This window comes from Flavobacterium longum, from assembly GCF_965137575.1.
GTDB classification, from domain to species: domain Bacteria; phylum Bacteroidota; class Bacteroidia; order Flavobacteriales; family Flavobacteriaceae; genus Flavobacterium; species Flavobacterium longum.
Genome location: NZ_CBCRZJ010000001.1, coordinates 125,245 through 139,842 on the forward strand (window position 1 = coordinate 125,245; position 14,598 = coordinate 139,842).

Sequence of the window (14,598 nt, forward strand, 5' to 3'; positions counted from 1 at the left end):
CACGCGCGGCTAAACCTTAAATTTTGTCTAGCTTTGTGTGGCGAACTAAAAACATCAATATGAAAATAAAAACCTTTGCCGCATGTTTCATGACCGCGGCTGCCCTGATTTCCTGCAAAAAGGAAGAGAACGAAAAGAAAACCGCCGATACGTCGGGCGCGCCCTTTGAGTACGTAGCCGAGCAATTTGCCGACATCAAAGTATTGCGATACCAGATTCCGGGCTGGGACAAACTCACGCTCAAGGAAAAGGAACTGGTGTATTACTTGACGCAGGCCGGAACCGCCGGCCGCGACATTTATTGGGACCAAAACTACAAGTATAACCTGAGCATCCGCAAGGCGCTGGAAAATATCTACCTGAATTACAAAGGCGATAAAAATGCCCAGGATTGGAAGCAATTCGAGACCTATCTGAAGCGCGTCTGGTTTTCCAACGGCATCCACCATCATTATTCGATGGACAAATTCAAACCCGAGTTTTCAAAAGATTATCTCAACCAATTGCTGAAAGAAACCAACACGACGCTTGCACCCGAAATCGTCGAAGTGTTGTTCAATGATGCCGATGCCAAGAAAGTCAATCTCGATCCTGCCAAAGGATTGGTGGCCGGTTCGGCCGTAAATTTCTACGACAAAGGCATTTCCGACGCCGAGGTGGAAGCGTTCTACAAATCGATGAAAAGCCCGAACCCGCACGAACCGTTGTCTTTCGGACTCAATTCAAAATTGGTGCGCGGCGCTGATGGGAAACTGACCGAAAAAATCTGGAGAAGCGGCGGCATGTACGGCCCGGCCATCGACAAGATCATCTATTGGCTCGAAAAGGCGAAAGGCGTAGCCGAGAATAAGAAACAGGCCGACGCGCTCGGTTTGCTCATCGAATACTACCGTACCGGCGATCTCAAGAAATGGGATGACTACAACATTGCATGGCTGAATGCCACAGAAGGCAACATCGACTACATCAGCGGTTTCGTGGAAGTTTATAACGATCCGTTCGGGATGCGCGGTTCGTATGAAGGTGTGGTCCAGATCAAAGACTTTGACATGTCGGCCAAGATGGAGAAAATCTCCCAGAATGCGCAATGGTTCGAAGACAATTCGCCGCTCATGCCGGAACACAAAAAGAAGAAAGTGACCGGTGTTTCCTATAAGACGGTCATCGTTGCAGGCGAGTCCGGAGATTCGTCACCGAGTACGCCTATCGGGGTAAACCTCCCGAATGCCGATTGGATCCGTTCTACACACGGTTCGAAATCCGTGTCGCTGGGCAACATCGTCGAGGCTTACAACAATGCCGGCGGCCAAGACCGTCTGAAGGAATTCGCGAATGACGCCGAGGAAATCGCGCTCGAAGAACAATATGGTGAATTCGCCGACAAACTGCACACGGCGTTGCACGAAGTCGTAGGCCACGCCTCGGGCCAAATCAACAAAGGCGTGGGCACACCGGCCGAAACCTTGAAAAGCTACGCGTCCACCATGGAAGAAGGCCGCGCCGATCTGGTTGGGCTTTATTACCTCTACAACCCTAAATTGCAGGAACTCGGCCTCACCGACAATTGGAAGAAAACCGGTATGGCGGCCTATGACGGCTACATCCGCAACGGTTTGATGCAGCAACTCATCCGTCTGGAACCGGGCAAGGACATCGAAGAAGCACACATGCGCAACCGCCAGTGGGTGAGTGCCTGGGTGTTCGAAAAAGGCAAGAAAGACAACGTCATCGAAAAAATCACGCGCAACGGCAAGACGTATTTCAACATCACCAACTACGAGAAATTGCATGAACTTTTCGGGCAATTGCTCCGTGAAACCCAACGCATCAAGTCCGAAGGTGATTACAAAGCCGCAAAAGCGCTCGTGGAAGGTTACGGTGTGAAAGTAGACCAGGCGTTGCACAAGGAAGTGCTCAAACGAAACGAGCAATTCAAGTCGGCACCGTATTCCGGGTTCATCAACCCGATGCTCGTCCCGAAAATGGAAGACGGCAAAATCATCGACATTGAAGTCGTACAACCGAAATCGTTCGCCGAGCAAATGTTGTATTACTCCAAGAATTTCGGTTTCCTGCCGGCTATGAACTAACGCGGTGTTATGTCATGCGGTTAAATAAAAGGCCGCGAATTCACGAGTGGCTAAAGTCAAATTCGTGAATTCGCGGTTTTTTTTTAACAAAAAAATCCAGGTTTCCGGTTTTCCCGTATAGCTTCTTTACCAATCTGCAAACCATGAACCGGAAGTTTAAAATCACGTACTACGCGCTTGTGACGTTGTTCACGGCCATCATCGCTTATCAAATCTATCGTCTGGCCGTACTTGTTTTCCCGAGCAAACCAGATACGTATATCGCGACTGATGAATAATCAGTGCTTCAAATAAGACTTCATCACGAACAGGAACGCGATGAACAACAAGAACACGATCAATACACGGTACGCGCCTTTGTAGTGCTGGCTGTGCAAGGTTTTGTCTTTCCGATAGACGAACACTGCGGCGATGACAAACGCAATGATGAAACACACCGCAAAAATAAGTTGTCCTTGTGTAAACATTTGTGGATATTTTTCCGGCAAAGTTAGCCAAACACTTCCAAAATCCGGCTATTTTGCAACATCATAAAATTTACCGTCATGAAAAAGCAACTCAACGCCGTCAAGGAATTCCACGCCGCGTTCGGCCTGTTGGTCAATGAAGATCCGCAAGGCTGCCTGGGCGAACAAATCAATACGCTCCGCTACAATCTGATGAAAGAGGAAAACGAGGAATACCTCGAAGCGGTCATGAACAACGACAAAGTCGAAATTGCCGATGCGCTCGGCGACATGCTCTACATCCTTTGCGGCACCATCATTTCGCACGGGTTGCAACACAAGATCGAGGAAGTTTTCGATGAAATCCAGCGCTCCAACATGAGCAAACTGGGTGAGGACGGCAAACCTATATACCGCGAAGACGGCAAGGTCATGAAAGGCCCGAACTATTTCAAGCCCGATTTCACAGCGATATTATCATAGCTTTTGATTGGGGCGCTGCCTCCGGCCCGGGCTGTCCACTCTATCTTTTGCTCGTGGCCTCGCAAAAGGATGCCGTTTCCATCCCTAGCGCATACGCGTCACCATGAGAAAAGAATCCACCACGAATACCCCGAATTCCCACGAATACGTAAAATCTCTACATAAAAAATCCCGGAGTTTCGTCCGGGATTTTTTATTTATTCACAATTCACAATTCACAATTCACAATTCATTGACTAACCTATTTTCACCGTCCAACCAAACGGGTCGTCTTCAAGCTTGTATTGGATGTTCGTAAGTTTCTCCTTCAGTTTCAAGGCAAATGAATCATCCTGAACCGGAAGTTCGTATGTCGTATCCTGATAACAAAACGCCCTGATGACGCTCACTACCGCGGCTGTTCCGGCGCCGAAGATTTCCTTGAGCGTGCCATCTTTCATGCCTTGGATCAGCTCTTCCACCAACACTGAACGCTCTTCCACGGCGATGCCCATGCTTTTCGCCAGTGCGATGATGCTTTTGCGCGTAACGCCGTCGAGGATGCGTTCGCTCACGGGCGCGGTCATCAATTTATCTCCAATACGGAAGAACACGTTCATCGTGCCGGCTTCCTCCAATTTGGTATGCGTGGCGTCGTCGGTCCAGATGATTTGCTGGAAACCTTGTTCATTGGCCAATTTCTGCGGATAAAACTGCGCCGAGTAATTCCCGGCGGCTTTCGCAGCCCCGATGCCGCCATTGGCTGCGCGGCTGTAGTGTTCGGCGATGATGACTTTCACTTCGCCTGAATAATACGCTTTGGCCGGCGACAAGATAATCATGAACCGGTATTGCGTAGATGGCGCGGCCACAACGCCCGTACCGAACGCAATCATGAACGGCCTGATGTAAAGCGAATTGCCCATGCCTTTCTTCACCCAGTCTTTTTCCAGCTTCAGGATTTCGTTCAATCCGCCAAGGAAAATATCTTCCGGGACTTCGGGCATGGCCATGCGTACCGCCGATTTGTTGAAGCGTTCCAGGTTTTGATCCGGACGGAACAGCCACACATCGTCGCTTTCATCCTTGTAAGCTTTCATGCCTTCAAAAATCGCCTGCCCGTAATGGAATACCTTGGCCGACGGATCGATCAAAAATGGTTCGTACGGTTTGATGAGCGGTTTTCCCCAAGCGCCATCCTTAAAATCGCAAACCAGCATATGATCGGTAAAGGTGTTTCCGAAAATAAGGTTGTCAAAATCAACGGAAGCGATCTTGGAATGCGGTGCTTTTACGATATCGATTTCGTGAATGGTCTTCAACGACATGTATTTTTAACTTTTACGGCGACGATAATGACGACTTAAACTACTGATTTACAGTTTAGCGAACACTAAAATCACCCGATTGATACTCGGTTTGTGTTTCGGCAAAAGTAAGTAAAAATCCAGTCGTAACAGGAGCCGGTCGGTTTTTTATTGCCCCGTTTCCCGACGGGCGCCGCGCCGTGTAGGGTTATCGCCATAAAACAACCGGAAAAAAGTGCGCATCGTCAAACCTTGTTGTTGCAAAATCAGTTATTTTTGCCAGCGTTAAACGATACAACATGAAAAAAATAATCACATTGGGTGTTGTCCTGCTTGCCATGGCCGCCTGCAAAAAAAATGACGCACCAACGGCGCCGGAGGCCGAAACCGCCAAAGATGCTGTCGCCAAGACCGATACCGTGGCCATGACCGTAAAAGAGGTCAAGGAATTTGTGGCCGAAGGCAATGTTGCACAAACCGAGCAAGTCAACGGGTATACTGTTTTCGGGCAAAAGTTCACGCCGAAAAACGTATTGACGTCAGACCAGATGATCAAGAAATACAAGTCGCTCAAGAAAGGCGATACGGTTGTGGTCCAATTCAAATCGAAAGTAAAAGAAGTCTGCAAGAAGAAAGGCTGTTGGATGTCGATGATCTTGCCCGGCGAAAAAGAGTCATTCGTCCGTTTCAAGGATTACGGATTTTTCGTCCCTAAGAATGGCGACGGATCAGAAGCCATCGTCCACGGCAAAGCTTATCTCGATGTCGTGTCGGTGTCTGAACTGAAGCACTACGCCAAAGACGGCGGGAAATCACAGGCCGAAATCGACAAAATCACCCAGCCTAAAATCACGTACGCATTCCTGGCCGACGGCGTGCTCATGAAATAATGGACAGGAAATTACTTTATATATTGACGGTTTGCGTGGTGCTTTCCTGCCAGAAGAAGGAAGAGAAAGAAGCCTGCGCGAAAGACGGAGATAAGGAATCCTGCGAACAACCTGCCGGGAGAAAGAAGTTCGACATGTACGAAATGTCGGAAATGTCGCTTCTCATGGAGCAAATGTACGTAGACAACCAACGGCTCAAAGAACGCATCAAGAAAGGCGATACGATCGGGAAATTTCCGGATCACTTCCTGAAGATACACAAAGCCGTCATGACCGACGACAAAGAGAACGATGCTTTCTTTAAGGAACAGGCCGCGAAATTCATCAAGGCGCAACAACTTATCTATTCCGATCCAAAGAATGCGAAACAACATTTCAACAATGGTGTCGATGCCTGCCTGAAATGCCATGAAGTGAAGTGCGGCGGCCCAATCCCGAGGATCAAGAAGTTGTACATCGAGTGAAACGCGAGATTATCCGTACCGAAGACGGTTCAACCACAATCAGGATTCCCGATTGGGATGAATGTTACCACTCTAAACACGGCGCCATCCAGGAAGCCTATCATGTATTCATCAAAAACGGCTTGTCTTTGTTCAAAGGCAGGCCGCTTTCTATTCTGGAGATCGGGTTCGGGACAGGCTTAAATGCTTTCATCACCGCGATAGAGTCTGTGCATCACGGTTCCGTTGATTACGTCGGCGTGGAAGCTTATCCCGTGTCGGCCGAAGAAATCAAGGCGATGAACTATGCACAGGCCATCGGTTCGGGTCGGTTTCAGGACTTATTCGACGCGATACACGAATCGGGCTGGGAAAAGCCCGTGGCGATATCTGGCCATTTTACGCTTACCAAAAGGCAACAATTCTTCCACGAAATTTCAGATGAGTCGCGGTTCGACCTGATTTACTTCGATGCGTTCGGCTACCGCGTCCAACCCGAATTGTGGACCGAAGACATTTTCGGGAGGATGTTTCGCGCCTTAAAAGACGAAGGAGTGCTCGTGACCTATGCGGCGCGCGGCGTGGTAAAACGCAACTTGCAGACCGTAGGGTTCCGTGTGGAGAAATGCCCAGGGCCGCCGGGCAAACGCGAGATGATGCGGGGTTTTAAAGAACATTTTAACGGTTCGCCCGAGGTTAATTAACACACCTACATCGTTTGCGGAATTTATTTTTTTCTACATTTGGGTAACCAATCTAAAGGTCATTTATGAAAAGAACCATGTTTGACTACACAAAAACGATCTTGGAAAGAGTGAGTTTTGACCCGATGCTGTTCTGCAAAGAATTAGAGAAGGCACTTAAGATGTTGTTGCCCTATGAAGTGGAACAACTAACCGACTGGCTGTTGGGTTACACGAAAGAAAAACCCGAACTCAGACAATGTCTAGTATTAATCAACAAGTAAAACTAAAAGGAGCTTAAACGGCTCCTTTTTTTTTTGGGGACGATTTTGCGTCGACCTACACTATTATTGTAAGATTAATAATACATATTTAACATAAAATTGCTTTTAATCGTATATTTTATGCATTTCGTCGATAAAAAATTTGGTTTTTTGGTTTTGTTTAACTTATTTTACTCCTGCGTTCTTACCATAAATAAAAAGATTAACCCCTAAATCTTAATGCTATGCCCAGAATGATCTACGATTACACCAAATCGGTGCTGGAAAGGGTGAGTTTTGACCCGAACCTTTTCCGGAAAGAACTTAGGAAAGCACTCAAGGCGTTACTGCCTTACGAATTGGAACAGCTCAAAAAGTGGCTGGACTATTTCACGAACAACCGACCAGATTTAAAAGCCTGCGTCTCAGTGCTTGACTAAAAAACAAAGGAGCCAATTGCGGCTCCTTTTTTTATTTCTTTTGGTTCGGGCTCACGATCGCCACATTCTGGAACACTACCGCGCCGCGAATCACCCCGGCAATCGTACTTCGCAACGCCTCGATGATGTGCATCTTGAGTTCGCTTTTCGGGAAAATCAGGCTGACTTCCCGCGAGGGTTTCGGATCCTGGAAATGCCGCAGTTTCTGTTGGTCTTTTTCTTTCAGATCGAGCGTATGCAAATAGGGCAGTAGTGTCGTGCCCAAGCCTTCGTCGGCCAACTTGATCAGTGTTTCGAAACTGCCGCTTTCAATCTGGAACTTGCTGTTCTTAGGCGTGCTGATGTTGCAAAGGTTGAGCACACTGTCGCGGAAACAGTGACCGTCACGCAACAGCAGGATTTCGTCCGGGTTCAGGTCGTCCACCAAAATCTCCTTTTTGTTGAAGTTGCTGTGATTCTCCGGCACATATGCCACGAACGGCTCGTAATACAAAACAATCTCCTTGATTTTTTCTTCGTCCAGCGGCGTGGCGGCAATCGCGGCATCCAGGTGTCCGTTATTGAGCCGCGTGATGATTTCCTGCGTGTTCAATTCCTCGATGAGCAAACGCACTTTCGGGTATTTCCTGGTGAAGTTGGTCAGGAACATCGGCAGGAGCGTTGGCATGACCGTCGGGATGATGCCCAGACGGAATTCGCCACCGATGAACCCTTTTTCCTGATCGACGATGTCTTTGATGCGGCCCGCTTCGTTGACGATGCTTTTGGCCTGCGCCACTATTTTATGGCCGATATCGGTAAGTTGGATCGGTTTCTTGCTTCGGTCGAAAATCAAAATGCCCAATTCCTCTTCTACTTTCTGGATTTGCATGCTCAGCGTGGGTTGTGTAACGAACGATTTTTCGGCGGCCAGCGTGAAATTGCGGTATTCGGCCACGGCCAGTACGTATTGGAGTTGGGTAATGGTCATCTTGTTTTGGGTTAAGGTGCGACAATAGTCTGACGCGGTGTAAAATTATGAAAACAATAGGTTTTTATTATTGTGATTTCGAACCAAAAATGTTAAATTTATACATCACGAGAATCAAACAGCCATTACATGAAAACCAATAAGTTAGGGCTTCCGGTGAAAGAATCGGAAGCGATCGTCAAGGAACTGAACGTGCTTCTGTCTAATTATCAGGTGTTTTACCAGAATTTGCGTGGCCTGCATTGGAACATCCGCGGCAAGCGTTTCTTCAACCTTCATGTGAAGTTTGAGGAAATGTACAACGATGCCCAGCTCAAGATTGACATGATTGCCGAACGTGTGCTTACCATCGGTGGCGTTCCGATGCATACCTTCGAAGACTACATCAAGAACAACAAACTCGCCGTGGGGAAGAACATCTCGAAAGATGAGGAAGCCGTCAACCTGATTGCCGATTCATTGGCGAATCTGCTCAAGATCGAGCGTAAAATCCTAGATGCTAGCGCTAATATCAACGATGAAGGCACCAACAGCATGATGAGCGATTTCATTAAGGAACAGGAAAAGGAAATCTGGATGATGAACGCCTACCTCGACGAAAGTTTGTGATTATCGAATAGCGCTACAAGCCAAGGCTACAACACCTTGGCTTTTTCGGTGTTAAATTTTTTTTAAAATGATTGCGGACAGATGTTAAAGTCTCGTCTAAAACGATATTTTAGCCGAATGAAACTGGCTTCGAAACTTGTCTTGCTGTTGTTCGTGCTTTTCATTGCGACGCCTACCATCGTGAGCGTCATTGAAAAGACCACAGACACGTCTTATTTCTTCAGTATGTCTGAGGAAGAGCAGACGCACAAGGAAGTCAAAGCCGACGTCAAGGAACAACACTATCATTTTACGGACTGGCCCGTGAAGCGTTCCAGCATCATCGTGTTCGAAAACTTATCGAAACACGACAACGTATCGGGTACCATTTTCATCCCGCCTCCAGAATTGGTTTAATATTCCGGTTTTTTCTTACTCACTGCTTGCGGTGAAAATCGTTGTATTAAATCAAATCTAAAATGACAAAAAAAATTAATCTTTTTGCCAACCTCAAGTCTGATTTTGCCTCGGGTTTGGTGGTTTTTCTTGTGGCACTTCCGCTGTGTCTCGGCATCGCGATGGCGTCTGGCGCGCCGTTGTTTTCCGGCATCATCGCCGGTGTTGTGGGCGGCATCGTGGTAGGCTTTCTCAGCACGTCGCACCTGAGTGTATCGGGTCCGGCGGCTGGGCTTACGGCTATTGTGCTCACGGCCATAAACGACCTGGGCGCATTCAACATTTTCCTGCTGGCGGTGTTTCTTGCCGGCGTCCTGCAATTGGTCCTTGGCTTTATTAGGGCTGGGAGCATTTCTAACTATTTCCCGACGAATGTCATCGAAGGTATGTTGGCCGGTATCGGCATCATCATCATCCTCAAACAATTGCCGCACGCCGTTGGGTATGACCGCGATTATGAAGGCGATGAAGCATTTTTGCAGGAATCGGGCAACACCATTTCCAATTTGTTTGATGCCGTCAATTATATGCACGCGGGCTCTATCCTGATTGCATTGGTGTCTTTGGCGATATTGATTGCCTGGGACAAAGTGCCGTTGCTGAAAAAACTCAAGATCGTTCCGGGCGCGTTGGTGGCCGTAATATTGGGCGTCGTCCTCAACGAAATCTTCATCAGAAACGGCAGCAGTCTGGCCATCGGCGGCACGCACTTGGTGACTTTGCCGGTTCCGGAATCACTGGCCGAAATGCAAGACATCATCCTGACGCCGGATTTCAACGCGTTTCTCAACCCGAAGGTCTGGGTTACTGCTGTGACGATTGCCGTGGTGGCGTCCATTGAAACCTTGCTCTGTATCGAAGCTGCCGACCGTATGGATGTGCAAAAGCGCTACACCAATACGAATATGGAACTCAAAGCGCAAGGCGTGGGCAACATGCTGAGTTCGTTGATTGGCGGTTTGCCGATGACTTCCGTTGTAGTGCGTACGTCTGCCAACGCGAATGCCGGCGCCAAATCTAAGATGTCGACCATTATTCACGGCGTGTTGCTGTTGATCTGCGTGGTTTCGATTCCAGCTGTCCTCAACAAAATTCCTTTGGCTACGTTGGCCGCGGTGCTTTTGATGGTCGGTTACAAACTGGCAAAGCCATCCACGTTCATCCATTTCTTCAAGAAAGGAAAATACCAGTTCGTACCGTTCATCGCAACGTTATTGGCTGTGGTATTTACTGATTTGCTGAAAGGTGTCGCCTTGGGCATCGCCATCAGCATCATCTTCGTTTTGAAGGGCAACCTCAAGCGAGCCTACAATTTCCGGAAGGAAGAATATGAAGATGGTGATGAAATCCACATCGATCTGGCGCAGGAAGTTTCGTTCCTGAACAAAGCGGCCATAAAAGAAACCTTGGCGAGCATTCCGGAGAATTCACGCGTGGTGATCAATGCGCACGATACCGTTTACATTGCCCACGACATCCTGGACTTGATCCGGGAATTCAAGACCACGCGCGCCATCGATGAGAACATCAAAGTCAAGCTAAAAGGTTTCAAGGAAGCCTATCACCTAGAGAATACCGATGAGATTCCGAACCATGTCACATTTTCGCACAAACAAGGCAAATCGGGGAAGAAGCCGGCAGATGAGTTTACAGAAGAAACAAAAAATTAATCACTAAATTTAAACACAAAACCATAAAGATATGAGTACCGACTTTTATAAACAGATACTGGAGAACAACAAGGAATGGGTAGAGCGCACGCTCGAGAAAGATCCAGAATATTTCAAAGACTTGGCGAAAGGCCAGCAGCCGCCGTTGTTGTGGATCGGTTGTTCAGACAGCCGCGTACCGGCCAACGAAATCATCGGGGCCAAACCGGGTGAAGTATTCGTACACCGGAACATCGCCAACATGGTCATCCATTCAGATATGAACATGCTCAGCGTGCTCGATTACGCAGTGAATGTCCTGAAAGTAAAACACGTCATCGTTTGCGGCCACTACGGCTGCGGCGGTGTGAAAGCGGCCATGGGCAACGCATCCATCGGGATTATCGACAACTGGATCAGGCACATCAAGGACATTTACAGATTGCACCACTCGTATCTGGATTCCATCATGGACGAAACGGAGCGTTTCAATAAGTTCGTGGAATTGAACGTCAAGGAACAGGTATTCGATCTGGCCAAAACGTCCATCGTGCAAGGCGCTTGGAAAGCCGGCCAACAACTCACGCTGCATGGCTGGGTGTACGGTTTGAACTCGGGTTATGTGACTGATCTGGACGTCAACTTGAGTTCAGAAAAAGATTTGAACTTGGTAGACCAACTGGCATTAGATTAGTCAAGCCGCCTTCGGGCGGTTTTTTTATTCCTCCAGATTTTCGTTGAATGCTGAAGGAAGCATTTTCGGGATGAATTTAATCAAGATCGGCAACAAAAGCGTGCCGCCGGGCAAGAGGAAAATCGTCATGGCCGGGATGCTTTTACAGATGTCCAGCAATTGGGTTTTTACTTTTTTCTTTTCCTTGTCGTCCAGGTCGCGCTGTGTGGATTGCGCCAAAAGCACCATCAACTCCTTGCTTTGTGAGATTTCCTTGACCAGCCGGTTGCGGTTTCGTGTAATGAGCGTGACAACACTCTGCGTGATATGGTCATAGAAATTCTTGACCGGATTCGGGTTGCTGAAATAGGCGATTTCCTTGCGATGTTGATCGATGAATGCACGGACTTCGGCCATGCTTTCGGTAACCAGCGTTTCGGGTACGTGTAAGCTTTCGCCCAATTTGTGCATGAAGAACGCTTCCTCATTTTCGACTTTTCCATCGGTCCAAAGCGTCATGCTGGCCAAATCGATGACGTAATATTTTTCAAGATCGTCCTGAAAAGCATCCAGTTTAAACATTTCGGTATGCTTGAGGTTGCCTTTCGAAAGTTTGTTGTAGCGCACGGAAGCTTCCAATAGTTTGATCAGCAGGTCGTCGTGTGGCGAAATGACTGTTTTAGCCTTCAAAGCATACGAAACCACGCCGAGAATGGCTTCTTCCAATGTCTTGAGGTATTTGTCGCCGATGTTGTGATGCTTCAGATAATGCTGAAAAGCCAACACGTCCATAAACAGCAGCGCGTTGGTCACGAAGTGCGAGAAGTTCTTGCTGACGATGTCGTGGTTGGTCTGCACGCGGTCATCGATCATGCTTTCCAAGGTTTGCGACGCCGGTGCCTTTGCAAAAACCTTCTTGAAGAAATTTAGTCCGCCTGGGTGCATCGCATTGTAGAATGCGACCGTTTTCACGACGAATTTTGCCGGTTGATCTTCGCCTGTGGTGGCACAATAAATCCCGTAAAGGCTGTTGAGCAGCGCGACTTTGGACCATTCGTCCGGCAACCAACCTTCGGTGGCCACTTTGTGTGGCGTATCGAGCGAGATGACATGGCCGTATACAAAACCGGTCTTGCGGGTATTTCGGTAGAAATCAATCGCAGAAATGACATTCGCACCCGAAGCAGCTTGCCGTTCGAGAAAGAACTTGTCAATCCAACCGTGTGCGGACGGGTTTATCATGCCGCAAAGCTACGGAGAAAATAAAATGAAAATCCAAACACGGCCGTTTAAAACCGTATTTGGATGCTATGGAAAAGTAAGATGGGTTTATTTGATGATGCCCGCGCAGGCTTGTCGTCCGCCGGCGTTCCCGGTAGGCTGCGTGGTGAAATCGTCCGCTTTTTCATGGACAATCAAACCTTTCCCGAGAATATCTTTTGTTTCATCACCACACCCGATACACCATTCTTCGGTGGTCATGCTCAGTTTCGCGTTGCCCGAAGGATCTGCTGTTACGTTTCCGATGTCGCCTTTATGGTAGTCGCCTTCGCCCCATTTGCCGTGTTTCTTGAAGGTCGGGTTCCAGTGCCCGCCTGCCGACGAGCCATCGGCAGACGAACAATCCGCTTTTTCATGGATGTGTATGGCATGTACGCCGGGTTTCAATCCTGACAATTTCACGTCTAAAGTAACGCGGCCGTTGTGTTCTGAAAATGTGGCCGTACCGGAAACCGTGCTGCCACTTTTGGGTTCGAGGTCAACCTTTACGGTATTTTTGGCGGCGTCGGTCTTGTTGCATTTGCATCCTATGGCGAATGCGATTACAGCAACCGAGAGCAGTATTTTCTTCATGATCGGAATTTATTTTTGGTTTTCTCAAAGTTAGCGATGCTGCCGGGAACATTAGCGAAATAAACGTTAAAACTAAATTTTACACAAGCGCCGCGACGTAACTTTAAGAAAAAAAGACATGAAATTACGCGCCGGTTATCCGTTTTGGCTCATCAAGGATGGGCTTCCCTTTTCTTACCCGAAGTTGCAACAAGACATCGAAACCGAAGTAGTGATCGTGGGCGGCGGCATTTCCGGCGCGCTCATGCGCTACTATTTAGTGGAAGCCGGGATTGACTGCATTGTGGTCGACGGCAGGACGGTTGGGCTCGGCAGTACCTGCGCCAGCACGGCGTTGCTTCAGTACGAAATCGACACGCCGCTTGTTGATCTTACCAAAATCTATGGCCGCGAAAAGGCGGAACGCGCGTACCATCTGTGCAATGAAGCCATCGAAAAACTCGGGAAAATTGCGAAAAAAATTAAGTTTAACGAATTTAAGATGCGCGACAGTGTGTATTTCGCCGCCTACAAAAAAGACGTGCGGTTCCTGAAAGAGGAATTCGAAGCCAGAAAGGCTGCCGGATTCGACGTCGAATTCCTCGACGGGCCAACCGTCGCGCAGCATTACGGTTTTTCATCCCCGGCGGCCATCCTGTCGCACCACGGCGCTGAAACCAATGCCTATAGTTTTACACATGCGCTGTTGCGCTACAGGAAAAAGCAATGGCCCGATGTGTTCGACCGTACCAAAATCGTTAGTACGAAGCGCCACAAAGATGGCGTTGCGCTTCAGACCGAAGAAGGCCATAGCATAAAGGCGCATCATGTCGTTTACGCGACGGGTTACGAAGTTACCGAAATGCTTGACAAATCCATCGTCAAATTGCTGTCCACGTATGCCATCGTCAGCGAACAGTTCAACCAACCCGATTATTGGAAAAATCGGGCCTTGTTGTGGAATACCGCCGATCCGTACCTGTATTTGCGTACCACCGCGGACGGCCGCATACTTATTGGTGGCCGCGACGAGGATTTCTTCGACCCGAACCGCCGCGACAAACTCATCCCAACCAAAGCGAAACAACTCGAAAAGGATTTCCTGAAATTGTTCCCGCACGTGGCGTTTAAGACAGAGTTCAGTTGGGCGGGCACATTTGGCAGCACCAAGGATGGACTGCCTTACATCGGCGCCTACAAAAAACTGCCACATAGTTATTTTGCGCTCGGCTTCGGCGGAAATGGCATCACGTTCAGCCAAATTGCAGGAGAAATCATCACCGACTTACTACAGGGTAAACCCAACAAAGACGCCGGATTGTTCGCCTTTAATCGTTAACGGGCGGTGAACCTACTTCAAAAAATCGTATAACATATCGGGCGAATTCTGTAACGGAAGCCACGG

Annotated in this window: 18 protein-coding genes; 13 read left to right on the forward strand and 5 right to left on the reverse strand. The window is 48.3% G+C overall.

Features of this window, described 5'->3' with window-relative positions:
* Positions 1–59 precede the first annotated feature (59 nt).
* Together ACM9J1_RS00570 and ACM9J1_RS00575 are read left to right on the forward strand one after the other, a co-directional pair.
* Positions 60–2,090 (forward strand): dipeptidyl-peptidase 3 family protein, encoded by a 2,031-nt coding sequence (locus ACM9J1_RS00570; protein WP_415579878.1) that lies wholly within the window; start codon positions 60–62, stop codon positions 2,088–2,090.
* Positions 2,091–2,233: 143 nt separating this feature from the next.
* Positions 2,234–2,368: a hypothetical protein gene (locus tag ACM9J1_RS00575; RefSeq protein WP_415579879.1), complete on the forward strand. Its 135-nt coding sequence runs from the start codon at positions 2,234–2,236 to the stop codon at positions 2,366–2,368.
* Here the strand turns inward: ACM9J1_RS00575 and ACM9J1_RS00580 are convergent, their stop codons facing one another.
* Positions 2,369–2,557: a hypothetical protein gene (locus ACM9J1_RS00580; RefSeq protein ID WP_415579880.1), complete on the reverse strand. Its 189-nt coding sequence runs from the start codon at positions 2,555–2,557 to the stop codon at positions 2,369–2,371. It lies immediately after the preceding gene.
* A 78-nt stretch (positions 2,558–2,635) separates the two neighbouring features.
* On the opposite strand from ACM9J1_RS00580, the gene ACM9J1_RS00585 reads away from it, so the two are divergent.
* Complete coding sequence (locus tag ACM9J1_RS00585) at positions 2,636–3,019, forward strand: pyrophosphohydrolase domain-containing protein (protein ID WP_415579882.1); 384 nt, start codon at positions 2,636–2,638, stop codon at positions 3,017–3,019.
* Positions 3,020–3,255: 236 nt separating this feature from the next.
* On the opposite strand, the gene ACM9J1_RS00590 is transcribed toward ACM9J1_RS00585, so the two are convergent.
* Positions 3,256–4,326, reverse strand: a complete 1,071-nt coding sequence (locus tag ACM9J1_RS00590) for a branched-chain amino acid aminotransferase (RefSeq protein WP_415579884.1) — start codon at positions 4,324–4,326, stop codon at positions 3,256–3,258.
* Positions 4,327–4,604: 278 nt separating this feature from the next.
* On the opposite strand from ACM9J1_RS00590, the gene ACM9J1_RS00595 reads away from it, so the two are divergent.
* The 5 genes from ACM9J1_RS00595 (at position 4,605) to ACM9J1_RS00615 (ending at position 7,024) form a co-directional block, all read left to right on the forward strand.
* Entirely contained in the window at positions 4,605–5,195 is a 591-nt protein-coding gene (locus tag ACM9J1_RS00595; protein WP_415579885.1) for a DUF4920 domain-containing protein, read from the forward strand.
* Complete coding sequence (locus tag ACM9J1_RS00600) at positions 5,195–5,659, forward strand: hypothetical protein (protein WP_415579886.1); 465 nt, start codon at positions 5,195–5,197, stop codon at positions 5,657–5,659. Before ACM9J1_RS00595 ends, ACM9J1_RS00600 begins: the two co-directional genes overlap by 1 nt.
* Complete coding sequence (gene mnmC2, locus ACM9J1_RS00605) at positions 5,656–6,342, forward strand: tRNA (5-methylaminomethyl-2-thiouridine)(34)-methyltransferase MnmC2 (protein ID WP_415579887.1); 687 nt, start codon at positions 5,656–5,658, stop codon at positions 6,340–6,342. Before ACM9J1_RS00600 ends, mnmC2 begins: the two co-directional genes overlap by 4 nt.
* Positions 6,343–6,407: 65 nt before the next feature.
* A complete protein-coding gene (locus ACM9J1_RS00610; RefSeq protein ID WP_415579888.1) occupies positions 6,408–6,605 on the forward strand; it encodes a hypothetical protein in 198 nt (65 codons plus the stop codon).
* Positions 6,606–6,829: 224 nt separating this feature from the next.
* Complete coding sequence (locus ACM9J1_RS00615) at positions 6,830–7,024, forward strand: hypothetical protein (RefSeq protein WP_415579889.1); 195 nt, start codon at positions 6,830–6,832, stop codon at positions 7,022–7,024.
* Positions 7,025–7,055: 31 nt separating this feature from the next.
* Here ACM9J1_RS00615 and ACM9J1_RS00620 read toward each other — a convergent pair whose 3' ends face one another.
* Positions 7,056–7,994 (reverse strand): LysR substrate-binding domain-containing protein, encoded by a 939-nt coding sequence (locus ACM9J1_RS00620; protein WP_415579890.1) that lies wholly within the window; start codon positions 7,992–7,994, stop codon positions 7,056–7,058.
* Positions 7,995–8,123: 129 nt separating this feature from the next.
* Between ACM9J1_RS00620 and ACM9J1_RS00625 the strand changes: the two genes are divergently transcribed.
* The 4 genes from ACM9J1_RS00625 (at position 8,124) to can (ending at position 11,381) form a co-directional block, all read left to right on the forward strand.
* Complete coding sequence (locus ACM9J1_RS00625; protein WP_415579891.1) at positions 8,124–8,603, forward strand: Dps family protein; 480 nt, start codon at positions 8,124–8,126, stop codon at positions 8,601–8,603.
* Positions 8,604–8,720: 117 nt separating this feature from the next.
* Positions 8,721–8,999 carry a hypothetical protein gene (locus ACM9J1_RS00630; RefSeq protein WP_415579893.1) on the forward strand — a complete coding sequence of 93 codons (279 nt, stop codon included), beginning with the start codon at positions 8,721–8,723 and terminating at the stop codon, positions 8,997–8,999.
* A gap of 62 nt (positions 9,000–9,061) precedes the next feature.
* Positions 9,062–10,708: a SulP family inorganic anion transporter gene (locus ACM9J1_RS00635; RefSeq protein ID WP_415579894.1), complete on the forward strand. Its 1,647-nt coding sequence runs from the start codon at positions 9,062–9,064 to the stop codon at positions 10,706–10,708.
* A gap of 31 nt (positions 10,709–10,739) precedes the next feature.
* A complete protein-coding gene (gene can, locus ACM9J1_RS00640; RefSeq protein ID WP_415579895.1) occupies positions 10,740–11,381 on the forward strand; it encodes a carbonate dehydratase in 642 nt (213 codons plus the stop codon).
* A gap of 24 nt (positions 11,382–11,405) precedes the next feature.
* Here can and ACM9J1_RS00645 read toward each other — a convergent pair whose 3' ends face one another.
* Together ACM9J1_RS00645 and ACM9J1_RS00650 are read right to left on the reverse strand one after the other, a co-directional pair.
* A complete protein-coding gene (locus ACM9J1_RS00645) occupies positions 11,406–12,602 on the reverse strand; it encodes an LETM1-related biofilm-associated protein (RefSeq protein WP_415579896.1) in 1,197 nt (398 codons plus the stop codon).
* Positions 12,603–12,689: 87 nt separating this feature from the next.
* On the reverse strand, positions 12,690–13,214 hold the full coding sequence (locus ACM9J1_RS00650; protein ID WP_415579897.1) for a superoxide dismutase family protein: 525 nt from the start codon (positions 13,212–13,214) through the stop codon (positions 12,690–12,692).
* Between the two features lie 118 nt (positions 13,215–13,332).
* On the opposite strand from ACM9J1_RS00650, the gene ACM9J1_RS00655 reads away from it, so the two are divergent.
* Complete coding sequence (locus tag ACM9J1_RS00655) at positions 13,333–14,532, forward strand: NAD(P)/FAD-dependent oxidoreductase (protein WP_415579898.1); 1,200 nt, start codon at positions 13,333–13,335, stop codon at positions 14,530–14,532.
* The last annotated feature ends 66 nt before the right edge of the window (positions 14,533–14,598 follow it).

Excerpts from the sequence above, each read along its gene's own strand:
- ACM9J1_RS00620 (WP_415579890.1), bottom strand. The coding sequence starts at position 7,994 with ATGACCATTACCCAACTCCAATACGTACTGGCCGTGGCCGAATACCGC.
- ACM9J1_RS00600 (WP_415579886.1), top strand. The coding sequence starts at position 5,195 with ATGGACAGGAAATTACTTTATATATTGACGGTTTGCGTGGTGCTTTCC.
- ACM9J1_RS00610 (WP_415579888.1), top strand. The coding sequence starts at position 6,408 with ATGAAAAGAACCATGTTTGACTACACAAAAACGATCTTGGAAAGAGTG.
- ACM9J1_RS00645 (WP_415579896.1), bottom strand. The coding sequence starts at position 12,602 with ATGATAAACCCGTCCGCACACGGTTGGATTGACAAGTTCTTTCTCGAA.
- ACM9J1_RS00625 (WP_415579891.1), top strand. The coding sequence starts at position 8,124 with ATGAAAACCAATAAGTTAGGGCTTCCGGTGAAAGAATCGGAAGCGATC.
- ACM9J1_RS00580 (WP_415579880.1), bottom strand. The coding sequence starts at position 2,557 with ATGTTTACACAAGGACAACTTATTTTTGCGGTGTGTTTCATCATTGCG.
- ACM9J1_RS00570 (WP_415579878.1), top strand. The coding sequence starts at position 60 with ATGAAAATAAAAACCTTTGCCGCATGTTTCATGACCGCGGCTGCCCTG.
- ACM9J1_RS00630 (WP_415579893.1), top strand. The coding sequence starts at position 8,721 with ATGAAACTGGCTTCGAAACTTGTCTTGCTGTTGTTCGTGCTTTTCATT.
- ACM9J1_RS00635 (WP_415579894.1), top strand. The coding sequence starts at position 9,062 with ATGACAAAAAAAATTAATCTTTTTGCCAACCTCAAGTCTGATTTTGCC.
- ACM9J1_RS00615 (WP_415579889.1), top strand. The coding sequence starts at position 6,830 with ATGCCCAGAATGATCTACGATTACACCAAATCGGTGCTGGAAAGGGTG.
- ACM9J1_RS00585 (WP_415579882.1), top strand. The coding sequence starts at position 2,636 with ATGAAAAAGCAACTCAACGCCGTCAAGGAATTCCACGCCGCGTTCGGC.
- ACM9J1_RS00575 (WP_415579879.1), top strand. The coding sequence starts at position 2,234 with ATGAACCGGAAGTTTAAAATCACGTACTACGCGCTTGTGACGTTGTTC.
- ACM9J1_RS00650 (WP_415579897.1), bottom strand. The coding sequence starts at position 13,214 with ATGAAGAAAATACTGCTCTCGGTTGCTGTAATCGCATTCGCCATAGGA.
- can (WP_415579895.1), top strand. The coding sequence starts at position 10,740 with ATGAGTACCGACTTTTATAAACAGATACTGGAGAACAACAAGGAATGG.
- ACM9J1_RS00655 (WP_415579898.1), top strand. The coding sequence starts at position 13,333 with ATGAAATTACGCGCCGGTTATCCGTTTTGGCTCATCAAGGATGGGCTT.
- ACM9J1_RS00595 (WP_415579885.1), top strand. The coding sequence starts at position 4,605 with ATGAAAAAAATAATCACATTGGGTGTTGTCCTGCTTGCCATGGCCGCC.
- ACM9J1_RS00590 (WP_415579884.1), bottom strand. The coding sequence starts at position 4,326 with ATGTCGTTGAAGACCATTCACGAAATCGATATCGTAAAAGCACCGCAT.